This window comes from Paraburkholderia sp. MM5496-R1 (assembly GCF_050436205.1).
GTDB classification, from domain to species: domain Bacteria; phylum Pseudomonadota; class Gammaproteobacteria; order Burkholderiales; family Burkholderiaceae; genus Paraburkholderia; species Paraburkholderia tuberum.
The window spans coordinates 1,191,281-1,207,867 of the sequence record NZ_JBNDLT010000003.1 but is presented as its reverse complement, the minus strand read 5'-3'; the positions used below and the strand labels follow the sequence as shown (position 1 = coordinate 1,207,867).

8 protein-coding genes are annotated in these 16,587 nt (G+C 66.0%); 5 read left to right on the top strand and 3 right to left on the bottom strand.

What is annotated here, in order from left to right:
- The first annotated feature begins 39 nt into the window (after nucleotides 1-39).
- Nucleotides 40-2,754 carry an aconitate hydratase AcnA gene (gene acnA / locus OKW38_RS31885; RefSeq protein ID WP_429364856.1) on the top strand — a complete coding sequence of 905 codons (2,715 nt, stop codon included), beginning with the start codon at nucleotides 40-42 and terminating at the stop codon, nucleotides 2,752-2,754.
- Nucleotides 2,755-2,908: 154 nt separating this feature from the next.
- Here acnA and OKW38_RS31880 read toward each other — a convergent pair whose 3' ends face one another.
- Entirely contained in the window at nucleotides 2,909-6,679 is a 3,771-nt protein-coding gene (locus OKW38_RS31880) for a DUF748 domain-containing protein (protein WP_429364854.1), read from the bottom strand.
- 213 nt (nucleotides 6,680-6,892) lie between these two features.
- Nucleotides 6,893-8,311 (bottom strand): DUF1254 domain-containing protein, encoded by a 1,419-nt coding sequence (locus OKW38_RS31875; RefSeq protein ID WP_429364852.1) that lies wholly within the window; start codon nucleotides 8,309-8,311, stop codon nucleotides 6,893-6,895.
- Nucleotides 8,312-8,655: 344 nt separating this feature from the next.
- Between OKW38_RS31875 and OKW38_RS31870 the strand changes: the two genes are divergently transcribed.
- The 3 genes from OKW38_RS31870 (at nucleotide 8,656) to OKW38_RS31860 (ending at nucleotide 14,199) form a co-directional block, all read left to right on the top strand.
- Nucleotides 8,656-9,303: an FMN-binding negative transcriptional regulator gene (locus tag OKW38_RS31870; RefSeq protein WP_429333096.1), complete on the top strand. Its 648-nt coding sequence runs from the start codon at nucleotides 8,656-8,658 to the stop codon at nucleotides 9,301-9,303.
- 94 nt (nucleotides 9,304-9,397) lie between these two features.
- The gene (locus OKW38_RS31865) at nucleotides 9,398-12,034 is read left to right on the top strand and encodes a heavy metal translocating P-type ATPase (RefSeq protein ID WP_429364850.1); all 2,637 of its coding nucleotides are present in this window, start codon (nucleotides 9,398-9,400) and stop codon (nucleotides 12,032-12,034) included.
- 191 nt (nucleotides 12,035-12,225) lie between these two features.
- A complete protein-coding gene (locus OKW38_RS31860) occupies nucleotides 12,226-14,199 on the top strand; it encodes a methyl-accepting chemotaxis protein (protein ID WP_429364848.1) in 1,974 nt (657 codons plus the stop codon).
- Between the two features lie 44 nt (nucleotides 14,200-14,243).
- Here the strand turns inward: OKW38_RS31860 and OKW38_RS31855 are convergent, their stop codons facing one another.
- On the bottom strand, nucleotides 14,244-14,897 hold the full coding sequence (locus OKW38_RS31855) for a glutathione S-transferase family protein (RefSeq protein WP_090810346.1): 654 nt from the start codon (nucleotides 14,895-14,897) through the stop codon (nucleotides 14,244-14,246).
- Between the two features lie 227 nt (nucleotides 14,898-15,124).
- Here OKW38_RS31855 and OKW38_RS31850 point away from each other — a divergent pair, with 227 nt between their 5' ends.
- Nucleotides 15,125-16,558, top strand: a complete 1,434-nt coding sequence (locus OKW38_RS31850) for a polyhydroxyalkanoate depolymerase (protein ID WP_429364846.1) — start codon at nucleotides 15,125-15,127, stop codon at nucleotides 16,556-16,558.
- The last annotated feature ends 29 nt before the right edge of the window (nucleotides 16,559-16,587 follow it).

The window sequence follows — 16,587 nt, the reverse complement described above, 5'->3', positions numbered from 1 at the left end:
GAGTACTGTAGTTCCGCGATCCAAACCAAGGAAAACACCATGGCCCACAACCTCCACAAAACGCTCAAGGAATTCGACAGCGGTTCCGGCAAAGGCAAGTTCTACTCCCTGCCGCAACTCGGCAAAGCTCTGAACCTCAAGATCGACCGCCTGCCGGTCTCGATCCGTATCGTGCTGGAATCGGTGCTGCGCAACTACGACGGCAAGAAAGTCGCCGAAGAACATGTCACGCAACTCGCGAACTGGAAGCCGACCGCGGCGCGCGTCGACGAAATTCCGTTCGTCGTGTCGCGCGTCGTGCTGCAGGACTTCACCGGCGTGCCGCTGCTCGCCGACATCGCCGCGATGCGCGGCGTCGCGAAGGCCATCGGCAAGAACCCGAAGTCGATCGAGCCGCTGGTGCCGGTCGATCTGGTCGTCGACCACTCGGTGCAGATCGACCACTTCCGCGAGAAGAACGCGCTCGACCTGAACATGAAGCTGGAGTTCCAGCGCAACAACGAGCGCTATCAGTTCATGAAGTGGGGCATGCAGGCGTTCGACACGTTCAAGGTCGTGCCGCCGGGCGTCGGCATCGTTCACCAGGTGAACCTCGAGTACCTCGCGCGCGGCGTGCACAAGAAGGCCGACGGCGCGGACACCGTGTACTACCCGGATTCGCTGGTCGGCACGGACAGCCATACGACGATGATCAACGGCATCGGCGTGGTCGGCTGGGGCGTGGGCGGTATCGAAGCCGAAGCAGGCATGCTCGGCCAGCCGGTGTATTTCCTGACGCCGGACGTCGTCGGTGTGCACCTGAAGGGCAAGCTGATCGAAGGCGTGACTGCGACCGACCTCGTGCTGACGATCACCGAACTGCTGCGTAAGGAGAAGGTCGTCGGCAAGTTCGTCGAGTTCTTCGGCGAAGGCACGCGCTCGCTGTCGGTGCCGGACCGTGCGACGATCGGCAACATGGCGCCGGAATACGGCGCAACGATGGGCTTCTTCCCGGTCGACGAAAAGACCATCGACTTCTTCCACGGCACGGGCCGCACGGACGCGGAAATCGCGGCTTTCGAAAACTACTTCAAGGCGCAGGAGCTGTTCGGCATTCCGGGCGAAGGCGATATCGATTACACGAAGGTCGTCACGCTGGATCTCGCGACGGTCGCGCCGTCGCTGGCAGGCCCGAAGCGTCCGCAGGACCGCATCGAGATCGGCCATGTGAAGTCGACCTTCACCGACCTGTTCTCGAAGCCGGTCGCCGAAAACGGCTTTGCGAAGAAGGCCGCCGATCTCGACGCGCAATACACGACGAGCAACGGCGTCGACGTCAAGAACGGCGACGTGCTGATCGCCGCGATCACGTCGTGCACGAACACGTCGAACCCGAGCGTGCTGCTGGCCGCCGGTCTGCTTGCGAAGAAGGCTGTCGAAGCTGGCCTGACGGTCGCTCCGCACATCAAGACGTCGCTGGCGCCGGGATCGCGTATCGTCACCGAGTACCTGACGAAGACCGACCTGCTGAAGTACCTCGACAAGCTCGGCTTCACGCTGGCCGCTTACGGCTGCACGACCTGTATCGGTAACGCGGGCGACCTGACGCCGGAACTAAACGACGCGATCACGAAGCACGACATCGTCGCGGCAGCGGTGCTGTCGGGCAACCGTAACTTCGAAGCGCGTATCCACCCGAACATCCGCGCGAACTTCCTCGCGTCGCCGCCGCTCGTCGTGGCATACGCGATCGCCGGCAACATCACGCGCGACCTGATGACCGAGCCGGTCGGCAAGGGCAAGGGCGGCAAGGACGTCTACCTCGGCGACATCTGGCCGACCAGCGAAGAAGTCAACGCGCTGCTGAAGTACGCGATGGATGCCGACGCGTTCCGCAAGAACTACTCGCAGCTCACGAAGAAGGGCGATCTGTGGAGCAAGATCGAGGGCGAAGAAGGTCAGGTCTACGACTGGCCGAAGTCGACCTACATCGCCGAGCCGCCGTTCTTCGGCAAGGACTTCTCGATGACGCCGGCTTCCAGCATCGCGCCGGTCAAGGGCGCACGCGCGTTGGGCATCTTCGGTGACTCGGTCACGACCGACCACATCAGCCCGGCAGGCTCGATCAAGGAAGACTCGCCGGCAGGCCGCTGGTTGAAGGAAAACGGCGTGCAAAAGGCCGACTTCAACAGCTACGGCTCGCGGCGCGGTAACCACGACGTGATGATGCGCGGCACGTTCGCGAACGTCCGTATCAAGAACCTGATGATCCCGGCGAAGGCGGACGGCTCGCGCATCGAAGGCGGCCTGACGATTCACCAGCCGAGCGGCGAACAGCTGTCCATCTATGACGCAGCGATGAAGTACATCGACGCCGATACGCCGACCGTCGTGTTCGCGGGCGAAGAGTATGGCACGGGCTCATCGCGCGACTGGGCGGCCAAGGGCACGCAACTGCTGGGCGTGAAAGCTGTGGTCGCACGCAGCTTCGAGCGGATCCATCGTTCGAACCTGGTCGGCATGGGCGTTCTGCCACTGCAGTTCAAGGGCTCGGATAGCGTGCAGTCGCTCGGCATCACCGGCGAAGAAACGTACGACATCGAAGGCCTCGGCGACGACTTCAAGCCGCAACAGGAAGTCACGCTCGTGATCCACGGCAAGGACGGCGACAAGCGCGTTCCGGTGCTGCTGCGTATCGACACGCCGATTGAAGTCGACTACTACAAGCACGGCGGGATTCTGCCGTTCGTGCTGCGCTCGCTGCTGGCTGCTTAAGCCTCGCGGCAACGCATACAGCCTCGCTGTTTTGCAGGGGCTGCGTCCTGTGGAGGGCGCAGCCGACTTTGAAGCCCGACCTCAGGTCGGGCTTTTTTTTATCGGCTCGCCGAACGCCACGGCTCGCGCGCCGCGCCGCGCCGCGACTCCTCCATCACTTCAAGCCGAAATCGACCCGCGTCGTCGCACCCTTGTCCTTGATGTCGTCGGCATTCATCTTCGGCGCGACGATAAACACGCGGCTGCTGTCGACCTTGCCTTGCAGGTACTGCTGCACACTCTGCGCGCGCCGCTGCGCGAGTTGCCGCAAGCTCGCGTCGTCGATCGGCGCGTTGGCCGCGAGCGCGCTCTTCATATCGTCGTCGGGCAGCGTCTTCGTCATGCCGATGAAGTTGTGCGGCTTCTTGAAGTCGGAGGACTTGTAGGCCTTGGTCAGATATTTGTCGTACTCTTTCTGATCGACCGTGACCGTCGACGGATCGACGCTCTCACCATTACCCACCGTGTCCTTGATCTTCTGCCGCTTGACCATCTGATCGACGTACTGCGTGCGCAGCGCCGGCTCGTCGACCTTCGGATCGACGCGTCCGATCAGGTCCATGCGGATCGACGGCTTGTCGGTGAGTGCCTTCACGATCGTGTCGAGTTTCTGCTTGTCGGCATCGGTGAGCGTCGCCGAGCCGGCCTCGAATTCGACGTAACCGAGGTCCTCACCATTGCCGCCGAACGCGTGCGCGATCAGCGAGAACGGCGCGGTCACCGCCTTTTCGAGCAGATTGAGCACCGCATGCCAGATCAGCCCGCCGATGCTGAACTCGGGGTTCGACAACGAGCCCGACACTGGCAGGTTCACGTCGATCTCGCCGCGCGAGTTCTTCAGCAGCGAGATCGCGAAACGCACCGGCAGTTTGGTCGCGGTGTCGTTGTCGATGTGATCGCCGAACGTCAGTTGATCGATGAACAGGTGGTTGTTCGCGTTCAGCTGGTCGTTCTCGAGCTTGTAATGCAGATCGACGTTGAGCTTGCCCTTCGTGATCGGATAGCCCGCGTATTTCGCCGAATACGGCGTCAGGTTGGTCAGCTCGATGTCGTGCGCGCTCGCGGTCAGATCGAGCGCCGGTTTCGCGATCAGCGGATTGATGGTGCCGCGGATCGTCAGCGGACCGTTGGCCGCGAGCTTCGCGGCCACGTCGACCGGCGCGGGCGTCGTCGATTCCGTACCGAACGCGCCGATCGTGCCCTGAATGGCGACAAGGTTCGCCGTGTAGTTCGGCTTGACGAAGTTGTCGGTATAGGTCACGCGGCCCTGCTGCAACACCAGTTGCCCGACGTGCATCTTGACCGGGTTTGCTGGCGGCGTCGCGGCCGTGGCGCTGGCGACGGCCGTGGCGGCAGGCTTGCCGGGCGTTGCAGCAGATGCCGCGACCGGCGCCGACGCCGCGACTGCCTCAGACACCGCCTCGGGCGTCAGCGGAATCGGGTGCGAGCCGCTCTTGTCGCGCGTCAGCGACTGCGTCGTACCGCCCTCGTGCGCGACCACATCCTTCAGATTCAGCTTGCCTTGCGCGTCGAGCAGTACACGCCCATAGAACTTCGAGAACGTCACGCGGCCCGCGTCGACGACGGTGCCGTGCTCGTCGTAATCGGCCTTCAGGTTCGACAGCGCGAGCGAGCCCCAGCCCGCGAACGGGTCCGACGTCACCTTGTCGAGCATGCGCACGGCGACGAGCGCCATGTCGCCGCGAAAGTTCGCTTTCAGCGACTTAGCCTGGGTGACCGCGAGATCGCCGTTCGCGTTCAGCAGCGCGCTTGCGAGCGTCGCGTTCAGCTTGCTGCCGAAGTACGGCTCGAACGCGGCCGCGTCGAGCTGGTTCGCGTTGATCTTGACGGCCAGCTTTAGCGGCGTCGCGGTCACGTCGCCCTTCACGGCGAGCGTGCCCTTCTTGTTCAACGTCGCCTGCAGGTCGACCGGCAGCGGACGGCCCAAGTCGTCGCTGATCTGCCGCACCTTCAGCTGCACCGGCGTAAAGCTCAGCTTGACCGGCTGCGGCGTCGTGTTGTCGGTGAAATCGGCGGTCGCGTCTTTGAGCGTCAATTCGGCGATCTTGTAGCGCCATGCGGGGCCTTCGGCCTGCGCTTGTTTCGCCGCGTGGATCGCCGTGCGCTCCGTCGCCTGTTGATGCGCCCTCGCGAGCGCATCCAGATTGATGGTGCCGTCCTTCAGGCGCTGCGCGTCGACCGCGAGACCGGTTACGTCTACGCTCGTCACGTCGGCCGTGCGCGCCGCGACGTCGACCTGTTTGACTACCACGTTGCCCTGCGCGAGCGAGATCACCGGCGTCTTGCCGCCGCGCGCCGCGAGCTTCACCGCCTGCATGTCCAGCTGCGTGTCCGCGACCGTCAGCGCCATCGGCGACTTCGACCAGTTCGCGTCGATATTCGTCGTCGCGGACAACGCACCGTCGAGCACCTGCGCGGACGTCGCGGTATCCAGATACGGCTGCAACGGCGGCAGCTTCAGCGACTTCAGATCGAGCTTCGCGCTCGCCGTCTTCGCCGCGAGGCCGACCGTGCCATCGGCGGCGAGCGAACCGCCGTTGTTCTTCAGGTTCGTGTTCAGCGTGTAGTGCGCTGGCGCCGACGCGAGCGTCGAGAAATCGGTCAGCGTAACCGCGAGGTTTTGCAGCCCGGCTTCTACCGGATGCGACACGGCTTCGTCGTGTACGTTCACGGTGCCGTCGTTGAGTGTGAAACGTTTGATCGCGACGTCGAACGGCGGGGCCGCCTTTTCGGCGGCGGTGGTTTTGGCGTTGGCATTCGCGTCCGCGGTTTCCTTTGCCGTGGTTTTTTCCGGCGCGGGCGCGAACATATGCTCGACGCTCAATACGCCGTCCTTGTCGCGCGCGAGGCTCGCGCTCGGCGCGTCGATGCGGATATCGTCGAAGTGATAGATGCTCTTCAACGGTTCGAGCGATGCCGCCGCCACATGCACGGCGCGCGCCGCGAAAAACGGCGCCTTGCCCTGATCCTGCACGTTGACGTCGTTCAGATCGACGGTGCCGGCGACGCGCAGCGACGGCGTGTCGTTCGACATCTCGAAGTTCAGCTTCAGGTCGGTGGACAGCTTGCCCGACTGCACGATCACCGGCAGCTTCGACGGCGCGTAAGACACCAGCTTCGGCACGTCGAGCTCGCTGAAGCGCAGCGACACTTCCGACTCGCGCGATGCCGCGAACGGCTTGGTCCTGCCGTCGATCGCGAGCTGACTGTCGCCGTCGATGCGCGCGCGCAGCAGCGGCTCGACGAAGATATCGGTCTTCGACGGCAGCGTCGCGATGAACGGAATGCCGAGCTTCCATTGATCGATCACGTGGCTCGTGCCGAGCAGCCGGTCGTCGAACCTGATCTGGCCGTTTTCGACGCGAATGTTGGAGACGGAGAACTGCGTCGGCTTGCTATTCGGTTTTGCCGGCTGATTCGCGAATTTCTCGATCAGGTCGCTGAAATTGAAGTGCTGCGCATCGAGGCGAACGATATGAAAGCGCGGCGAATCGACCTGCACTTCGTCGACGATGGGCGCGCCGCGAAACAGCGAACTCCACGACGGCTTCACGATGAGCCGCGAAATATCGACGAAGTCGCCCGCGCCGCCGCGCTCGCCGATATGCACGTTGTCGGCCTCGAAACGCAGTGTGTACGGATTGAGCGCGATGCGGCCGATCGACGCCGGCCGGTCGAGCTGCTTGCTCAGTTGCTGGCTGGCGATGTGGCGAATCAGCGGCGGCGCCGCGAAAAAGCCGAGCAGGCCGAATACGACGACGAAGATCAGCAGACCGACGAGAATCCGTCGCGTACGGCGCGACTGCGCGACTGCGCGCACGGTCTGTATGGACGAGGCTAACGATGCTTTATTGAGGCTTGCCATGCTCGATGTGGAGGAATGCGGCGGCAAGCCCGCCGCGAAAAACAGAAATCCCGCAAGCGGCAGTATAAGGCGTGAATCAATGGTTAGACAGGAATGTCAGGCCCGCCTTGACGATTCGTGCTGCTGACTGACTGGCTTTCCCGCGAACGAGATTTTCGCGAGCGTCAGATAACAAAACCGGACGGCGCGCGGTTTGCCCGCGCGCCGTTCACATCATTGCCGCACGACCGGCGGCGGCTGCCAGCTGCCGTCGGTGGCTTGCGGCTTCGGCGCATACAGGCGTAGCACCAGTTGCATGTCCGCGCGCGGTGCGGGCAGCCAGTTACCGGTCCGGCTGCGCGTCGACGACACGACCACGTCGAGCGAACCATCGCGATTGCGGCGCGCGCCATTGCGATCGCCAACCGCGAGCCGTGCCGGCGCGTTCTCGCTCAGCGCGCCATCCTTCGTATACGCGGTGATCGTCCAGAAACCGCGCACGGGCGGCAGCTGGTTCGCCGCGAAGTGGATCACATAGCGATTCGCGCCGTTCAGCGTGTTGCCGTCGCTGTCCTGCGTGACGAACGCGCGTACTTCGTCGTCCTTCGTACCGAGGCCCAACTGTGTGCTCGCCGCATACGCGCGCAACCCATAGTCGGGACCGTAGTTGCCGACGGTATCGCCGAACCAGCTCCAGCCGTTCGCGCTCAGCAGATTCGACGGCGGCGTCGCGACGCGATCGCGACCGTCGGCGAGACCGGCCGCGAGCGCATCGGATGACTTCGGCAGCTTCACAGGATCGCCCGGCGTCACGCCGAGATCGGCGAGAAATTTGAGCGCGTGCGGATCGGCCGGTGTCGGCGGATTGTCAGGCAACGCGTCGGCGAGACGGCCGAAGAAGCCGCTCGCGTCGAGCGCGGCGACCTGCTGCGCCGGCGTGCCGCTCGGGCCCGCGGCGCCGCTTGCGTACCCGCGCGGCGGCACCGCCGGCTCCGCGTCGCCGACGAACACGCTCAGCGGCTCCAGACGGATCGCGTGCTGCAGCTTGCGCACCGCGTTCAGATCGTGCGCGCCGTTCGACTGGATGCGCACGCTGATCCATGCGTTGCGCGTCGGCACTTCGACGCGCTTTGCGCCCTTCGGCAGCTCGCCCTTCCAGCCCGGTGCGACGAACGCGATCGTCTGCGCGCGCAAGCCCTTCACGGTGCCCGTGCCCGCGGCGAACTGCGGCCCGGTCGACCACGCGACGTTGGTCCACATGTCGAGCACGCGCGCATCGACATAACGGCCATGCGAATCAGGTAGCGCCAGGATCACCGGCTCGGCGGCAAGGTCGAGCCAGCCGGTCGAGTCGAGCGTGTCGAGGCTCGGCTGCGGCGGATTGGTCGCGCCGATCGGCGGCAGCGCCTGCGCGTGACGCAGCGTGTTGAAAGGCGCCTGACCCGGCTCGGTGCCGACCGCCGCATCGCGCGCGGCGCTCATCACCACGAGCGGATAGCCGAATACGTAGGAGTCGGCGACTTCGTCCTTGATCCAGCCGGTGCGTTGTTGCGTCGCGGTCGGGGTCGACGCACAGCCGGCCAGCAGTGCCAGACCCGCGAGCGACGCGCAGGTTCGTTGAAGCAAAAACAGTTCTCGGAGATTTTTTATCATTCGTTCAGAGTGCGGAACGTGCAGTCCTATGGGGGATGCCGGTGTGCAGCGCCTGGTGCATGCGCGGTTCTCCCGAAACACTGCGCAGCGAGTCCGCGGATTGCGATTCCGACAACATCGCGTTGTATCGTATCCTTGCTAGTCAGGCAAGCACAAAGCAGGGAATTGTGGCTGACAGCGCGCAGGCGCGTCACCGATGTGACAATCGGCGTCGCTGTCACATTATGTTCCCGCGCCAACGGCTCGCGCGAGCGCGCCATGCTTTTTTGATTCGCGCATTCGTCGATCCGCCAGCCTGGCCGTTCGCCTCCACTCTTTCGTCCTCCTGCATTCGGAATACTTCAATGTACATGCCCGCCCATTTCGAAGAGAACCGTCCAGGGGTTCTTCATCGCCTGATCGCCGAGCACCCGTTCGGCGCGCTGATTACGCACGGCCCCAACGGGCTCGATGCGAATCATCTGCCGTTCGAGGCGCAGGCGGATGCGGCGGATTCGTCACGTCTGGTGCTGCGCGCGCACGTCGCGCGGGCGAACCCCGTCTGGCAGGAAGCCGCGACCCATCCCGAAGCGCTCGTGATCTTCCAGGGGCCGGCCGCCTATATTTCCCCGAGCTGGTATCCGAGCAAACACGAAACGCACAAGCAGGTGCCGACCTACAACTATATGGTCGTGCATGCACATGGCAGGATCGTGGTGCATGACGATGAATCGTTCGTGCGCGGTCTCGTCGCGCGACTCACGCGCGAGATGGAAGCCGGCGAGCCGGTGCCATGGAAGATGGGCGACGCGCCCGCCGACTACATCGCGCAGATGCTCGGCGCGATCGTCGGTATGGAGATCGAGGTAACGCGGCTCGTCGGCAAATGGAAGCTCGGGCAGAACAAGGCGGCCGAAGACCGGCGCGGCGCCGCGCAAACGCTGCTCGCGCGCGACGGCGATCAACAGAAGGCGGTGGGACAGGCGATGCTCGATGCGCCGCCGGCGTTCTGACGGCGGCCGCATAATCAGCCTTGACCTTCCCGTCATGGGAAGGTCGATACTGGATTCACGATGCGGCCCAATGCCGCCACGAGCCTCGCCTGCCATGACCGCACTTGCCAACCCGCAGCGCCCCGCCGACGCTGTCGCTTCTTCTTCGCCCACGCGCGTCGTCGAACTCGACATCGGCGGGATGACTTGCGCGTCTTGCGCGAGCCGCGTCGAAAAAGCACTGACCAGGCTGCCGGGAGTGGCGCGCGCGTCGGTGAATCTCGCGACCGAGCGCGCCCGCGTGGAAAGCGACACGACGCTCGGGCCTCAGCAACTGGCCGATGCCGTGCGCAAGGCCGGATACGAAGCGACGCCGGTCGCGAACGCCGAGCTTGCCGCGCCAAGCGCGACGCAAACCGCGACACCCGCCGCGACGCCGGGAACCATTGAACTGGAGATTGGCGGCATGAGCTGCGCAGCCTGCGCGTTGCGCGTCGAAAAAGCGCTCGCGAAGGTGCCTGGGGTCGCGCGCGCGTCGGTCAATCTGGCGACCGAAACCGCCACCGCTCATCCGCAAGGCACCGCATCCGCCGATAGCGGCGCGCTGATCGCCGCCGTCAGGAAAGCCGGCTTCGAAGCGACGCTGAGCGCGCCGCCCGCTGCAGCCGCTCCAGCCGAGACAACGGCAGCTATCGCCGCGACCGGCGACGAAAGCGACATCCTCGACACGACCCACGCCCCCGTCGTCGACCGCAAGCGGATTCAAACCCGCCGCGACCTCGCGAGCGTCGTTGCTTCCGCGCTGCTGACGCTGCCGCTCGTCGCACCGATGTTCGGCGAATGGTTCGGCCTCCACGCGATGCTGCCAGCCTGGCTGCAATTCGTGCTCGCGTCGATCGTGCAGTTCGTATTCGGCGCGCGCTTCTATCGCGCAGCCTGGCGCGCGGTGCGCGCCGGCGCGGGCAACATGGACCTGCTGGTCGCGCTCGGCACATCGGCGGCGTACGGCATCAGCGTCTACGAACTCGCGATGCATCCGGCCGACACGATGCATCTGTACTTCGAGGCATCGGCGGTCGTGATCACGCTGGTGCGCTTCGGCAAGTGGCTCGAGGCGCGCGCCAAGCGCCAGACCACCGACGCGATCCGCGCGCTCAACGCGCTGCGCCCCGAGCGCGCGCGCATCCGCGACGGCGCCGGCGAACGCGAGGTGCCGCTCGCGCAGGTGCGGGTCGGCACCGTCGTGATCGTGCTGCCGGGCGAGCGCGTACCGGTCGACGGCGCGGTGCTCGAAGGCCGCACGCATATCGACGAAGCGCTGATCACCGGCGAAAGCCTGCCGGTGCCGAAGCAGACCGGCGACGCCGTTACGGCCGGCTCGATCAACGGCGAAGGCGCGCTCGTGGTGACGACCACCGCGATCGGCGCGGAGACCACACTGGCGCGCATCATCCGGCTCGTCGAAAGCGCGCAGGCCGAGAAGGCGCCGATCCAGCGGCTCGTCGACCGCGTCAGCGAAGTCTTCGTGCCGACGATTCTCGCGCTCGCCGCGCTGACGCTGATCGGCTGGCTGCTCGCCGCCGCGGGCGCGCAAACCGCGATCCTGAACGCGGTCGCGGTGTTGGTAATCGCCTGCCCCTGCGCGCTCGGCCTCGCGACGCCCGCCGCGATCATGGCCGGCACCGGCGTCGCCGCGCGCCACGGCGTGCTGATCAAGGACGCGGAAGCGCTGGAAATCGCGCATCGCGTGTCGATTGTCGCGTTCGACAAAACCGGCACGCTGACGCTCGGCCAACCATCGGTAACGGCGTTCGAGCCGATCGGCGGCTTGAGCCGCGACCAAGCGCTCGCGCTCGCGGCGGCGGTGCAGCGGCATAGCGATCATCCGCTCGCGCGAGCGGTGATGCGCGCGCACGAGGCTCAGCTCGGGCAAATGGCCGGCGAACACGAGGGCGGGCCAAGCGCCACCGCCGCTCGCGCCGTCGCTGGCCGGGGCGTCGAAGCCGACGTCGACGGCCGCACGCTCGCCCTCGGCAGCACGCGCTGGCTGCGCGAGCTCGACATCGCGCTGCCGAGCGCGCTTGCCGCGCGCGCGCAGGAACTCGAAGCGGCGGGCAACACGGTGTCGTGGCTGATGACGCGCGCGCCTCACGCCCCCGAAGCGCTCGCGCTGATCGCGTTCGGCGACACGGTGAAGCCGACCGCGCGCGCGGCCGTCGCGCGGCTCGCGCAGATGGGCATCCGCAGCGTGCTCGTGACTGGCGACAACCGCGGCAGTGCGGCGAGCGTCGCGCGGGCGCTCGGCATCGACGAATTCCACGCCGAGGTGCTGCCCGACGACAAAGCCCGCGTGATCCGCGACCTGAAGATGCGCCACGCCGGCATCGTCGCGATGGCGGGCGACGGCATCAACGACGCGCCCGCGCTCGCCGCCGCCGACATCGGCATCGCGATGGCGAGCGGCACCGACGTCGCCATGCACGCCGCCGGCATCACGCTGATGCGCGGCGACCCGGCGCTCGTCGCCGACGCGATCGACATCTCGCGCAGAACCTGGCGCAAGATCCAGCAGAACCTGTTCTGGGCATTCGTCTACAACCTGATCGGCATTCCGCTGGCCGCGTTCGGCTTGCTGAATCCGATGCTCGCGGGCGCGGCGATGGCGTTTTCGAGCGTCAGCGTCGTCACCAATGCGTTGTTGTTGCGGACGTGGCGAAGCGCGCCCGGCCGAACCGTCGATCCGGTGCGCTGAGCAACGCAGCAACACCTTCCGCATTCCGCCTCGTCCTTCTTTCGGGGGCCCGTTGTGGCCCCTTTCATCCCATTACGGGCGGCTTTCAGTCGCCCTAAAGCCGCCGTCTCCCGAGCCGTAAACCAGTAAATCGATGCCGTTCGCGGCCATGCCCGCCCCGCGCGTCGCCTGTCCCCTTTTCGCGCCTGCCCATGAACTCTCTCTTCTTGCGCCGCGCCAGCGTCGGCGCGCGGCTTGCCGTGCTCTCGTGCGTGCTGGTCGCGTTGATTTTCAGCACGTTCGCGTGGGCGCTCGCGCGCGCCGCCGGCGACCAGGTGCGCGACCAGGTGCTCGCCCGCATCGCCGAAAAAGACCGCTCGATCGCCGCGATGATCGAGCTGTTCGACAAGGCGCTGTCGGCCGAAGTCGATCGGTCGATGGCGCTGTTCGCGAGCTTCCTGCCCACCGACTTCTCGCTCGACGACACGCAGAAAGTCGACATCGGGAGCACCGCGACGCCGACTTTCAAGGCCGGCGGCAAGGTGCTGAATCTCGACTTCACGATTCCCGACCAGTTCCTCGAACGCAGCGGCGCGGTCGCGACCGTGTTTGCGCGCAGCGGCGACGACTTCGTGCGCGTGACCACCTCGCTGAAGAAGCAGGACGGCACCCGAGCGGTCGGCACGCTGCTCGACCGCAAGGGGCCGGCGTATGCGCCGCTGCTCGCGAACCGCTCGTACACCGGCCTCGCCATGCTGTTCGGCAAGCGCATGATCACGCAGTACCGGCCGATCGCCGACGCGAGCGGCCGCGTGATCGGCGCGCTGTTCGTCGGCGTCGACGTGGACAAGGAGATCCAGTCGGTCCAGGACGGCATTCACGCGCTGAAGATCGGCGCGGGCGGCTATTACTTCGTGCTCGACGCGTCGAGCGGCGCGGAGCGCGGCAAGCTGCTCGTGCATCCGGCCGCCGCGGGCCAGAAAGCCGACGACGCCAACGCGCCGTATCAGCGCATGCTCGACATGAAGCAGGGCGAGCTCGACTACCGCTCGGCCGACTCGACGCTCGGCGAGAGCGACGCCCGCGACAAGTTCGTGTCGTTCGTCACGGTGCCGGAGTGGCAGTGGCTCGTCGGCGGCGTCGCGCCGCGCGACGAAGTGATGGCCGAGGTCGTGCGCACCCGCAACGCCTTCCTGCTGCTCGGCCTCGCGCTGGTCGGCCTGTTCGCGATCGTGTTCCTCGTCGCGGTGCGGCGGCTCGTCAGCCGTCCGCTCGACGAAGCCGCGCGTGCGTCGGAGCGTCTCGCCGCGGGCGATCTGAGCGTGCGCGTCGCGCAGCACGGCCGCGCGCGCGCCGACGAGATCGGCCGCCTGATGCTGGCGATCGACGGCATCGGCGAAGGCCTCGCGCGCATCGTCGCGCAGGTGCGCAACGCGTCGGCCGACATGTCGGCGGGCACCGAGAAGATCGCCACCGGCAGCGGCGACATCGCGATGCGCATCGCGACCCAGGCGAGCAGCCTCGAAGAAACCGCGGCGAGCATGGAGCAGATCACGTCGACCGTGCAGCAGAATGCCGATCACGCGACCGAAGCGAACACCCTCGTCACCCACGCCGCCGACGCCGCGCTCGAAGGCGGCCGCGCGGTCGAGCGCGTGGTGTCGACGATGGGCGAGATCGGCCGCTCATCGCAGAAGATCGCCGAGATCACGACGGTGATCGAGGGCATCGCCTTCCAGACCAACATCCTCGCGTTGAACGCGGCCGTCGAAGCGGCGCGCGCGGGCGAGCACGGCAAGGGCTTCGCGGTCGTCGCGTCGGAAGTGCGCGCGCTCGCGCAGCGCAGCGCGGCGGCGGTGAAGGAGATCGAGGGGGTGATCGCGGCGTCGAGCGCGAACGTCGACAGCGGTTTTCGCATTGCCGAAGAAGCGAGCGCGACGATGCAGGGAATCGTCACTCAGGTCGGTCAGGTCCGCGCGATCATGAGCGAGATCAATGTCGCGTCGCGCGAGCAGTCGGGCGGCATCGAGCAGGTCAACCTGGCGGTCACGCAGATCGGCGAGGCGACGCAGCAGAATGCGACGATCGTCGTCGATGCGCAAGCCGCGGCGGCCGAGTTGCGCGAGCAAGCTGCGCGGCTCGCGCAGCTGGTCAGCGTGTTCAAGCTCGAAGGCGAGCGCGGCTGACGGATCTGCTTAATGTGGACGGCGGCGGACGGCGGCCGCCGCGCTCAGAACTCGACGTCCAGTTCATCGATCTCCTCGACCTCCTGACGCGCGAGCGCGATCCACTCGCGCATTTCGGGCAGCGCCATGATGCGCTGCCCGTATTCGACCATATCCGGATCGAGTTGCACGTCATAGGTCACGAAACGCGTAACCACCGGTGCGTACATCGCGTCCGCGGCGGTCCGCTCGCCGAACAGGAACGGGCCGCCGTACTCCTTCAGACATTCACGCCAGATCGTCACGATCCGCTCGATATCCGATTGCGCGCGCGCCCATACCTTGAAGCCCGGGAAATGCGCCTTCAGATTCATCGGCAGCGCCGAACGCAACGACGCAAACCCCGAATGCATCTCGCCGCAGATAGAGCGGCAATGCGCGCGGGCGCGGATCTCGTGCGGCAACAGCGCGGCTTGCGGCTTCAGCTCGTGCAGATATTCGGCGATCGACAGCGTGTCCCAAACCTTGACGCCGTCGTGCACGAGGCATGGCACCAGAATCGACGGCGACAGCAGCAGTAGTTCGGCGCGCGTCGCGGGGTCGTCGATCGGCACCACGATTTCTTCGAACGGCAAGCCGCTGAACTTCGTCAGCAGCCAGCCGCGCAGCGACCACGACGAATAATTCCTGCTGCTGATCGTGAGCGTAGTATTTCCCATACGTGTGTCCTCCAGATCGGGCATCGCGCCGCGCGTGCCTGCACCCATGCACGCCGCGGTGCGCGCGCGCACCAAAGTGCGGCAAGGCCGGCCCATTTCGCCTACGCATGCAAGTGATATGCCGACCCACGCAGATATGACGCGATACAGGGCAACGCGCGCCAGCGCCTGGCGCACCACTTGCTTTTATTCGAGTTCCTGTCTTTCTGGCGCATTCGAGTGAAAGTATGAATCTGTTCGCCTATCCTGCCTATCAGGCCTGCGCCGACCTGCTGCTACCGTTGCGGCACGGCGCGGCGCTGGCGAACCGTTCGCTCGATGCGTGGTCCGCATTCGCCGCTACGCCGCACGGACGCTCGCTGCGCGCGACGTGCGAACTTCTGATGCTCGGCGGACTCACGCCGAAGCGGCCGCCGTTCGGCATCGATAGCGTCGTCACCGAAGGCGAGCCGGTCGCGGTGGTCGAGGAAGTCGTCGCGCGCACGCCGTTCTGCTCGCTCCTGCATTTTCGCAAGGACGCCGTGCTTTCAACGCCGCAGCCGCGCGTGCTGATGATCGCGCCAATGTCGGGCCACTTCGCGACGCTGCTGCGCGCAACCGTGCGCACGATGCTGACCGAGCACGACGTCTATATCACCGACTGGCACAACCCGCGCGATGTGCCGCTCGGCGAAGGCCGCTTCGGCTTCGACGAATTCGTGCGCCACGTGATCGACTTCACCGCGGCGATCGGGTCCGGCACGCATCTGCTCGCGGTCTGTCAACCGACCGTCGCGGCGCTCGCCGCCGTCGCGCTGATGGCCGCCGACGACCATCCCGCGCAGCCGGCCAGCATGACGCTGATGGCCGGCCCGATCGACACGCGCATCAATCCAACGCGCGTCAACGAACTGGCCAGGAGCCGGCCGATCGAGTGGTTCGAGCGCAATCTGATCAGCGCGGTGCCGTTCGGGTTTGCCGGCGCGCAGCGTCGCGTGTATCCGGGTTTCGTGCAGCTGGCCGCGTTCATGGCGATGAATCCGAGCCGCCACGCCGACTCGTTCGAAACGATGTACTACGAGCGCGGCAAGGGCGATCCGCAGAAAGCCGACACGATTCGCACGTTCTACGAAGAGTACTTCGCGACGATGGATCTGACCGCCGACTTCTATCTGGAGACCGTCGACACCGTGTTCCAGCAGCATGCGCTGCCGTTACGCGCGCTCGAAGTCGAGGGGCGTCTGGTGGAGCCGTCGAAGATTCGCCGCACCGCATTGCTGACCGTGGAAGGTGAAAAGGACGATATCTGCGCGGTCGGTCAGACGCTCGCCGCGCAGGACATGTGCGATCGTCTGCGGCCGTATCTGAAGACGCATCACGTGCAAACGGGCGTCGGCCACTACGGCGTGTTCAGCGGACGTCGCTGGGAGCGGGAGATTTATCCGCGCGTGCGGGCCGTGATTTACGACAATGAACCGCGCGCGGTGCTCGTCAGCTCGCGTGCGCGCCCGATCCAGCCGGTGCCCGCGGCGATTGCGGCGGAAGTCACGGCGGCCGCGCCGGTCGCGGCTGCGGTCGTCGAGGTTGAAGTGGATGCGCCCGTGGGCGGGAGCGGCAACAGTGACTCCGCGGCAATAACGTCCGCGCAGTCCCCACGCAAGCCGCCGCCGGTGACACCCTGAGCGATCCGCTACTCAGCGGAAGCCGCTGA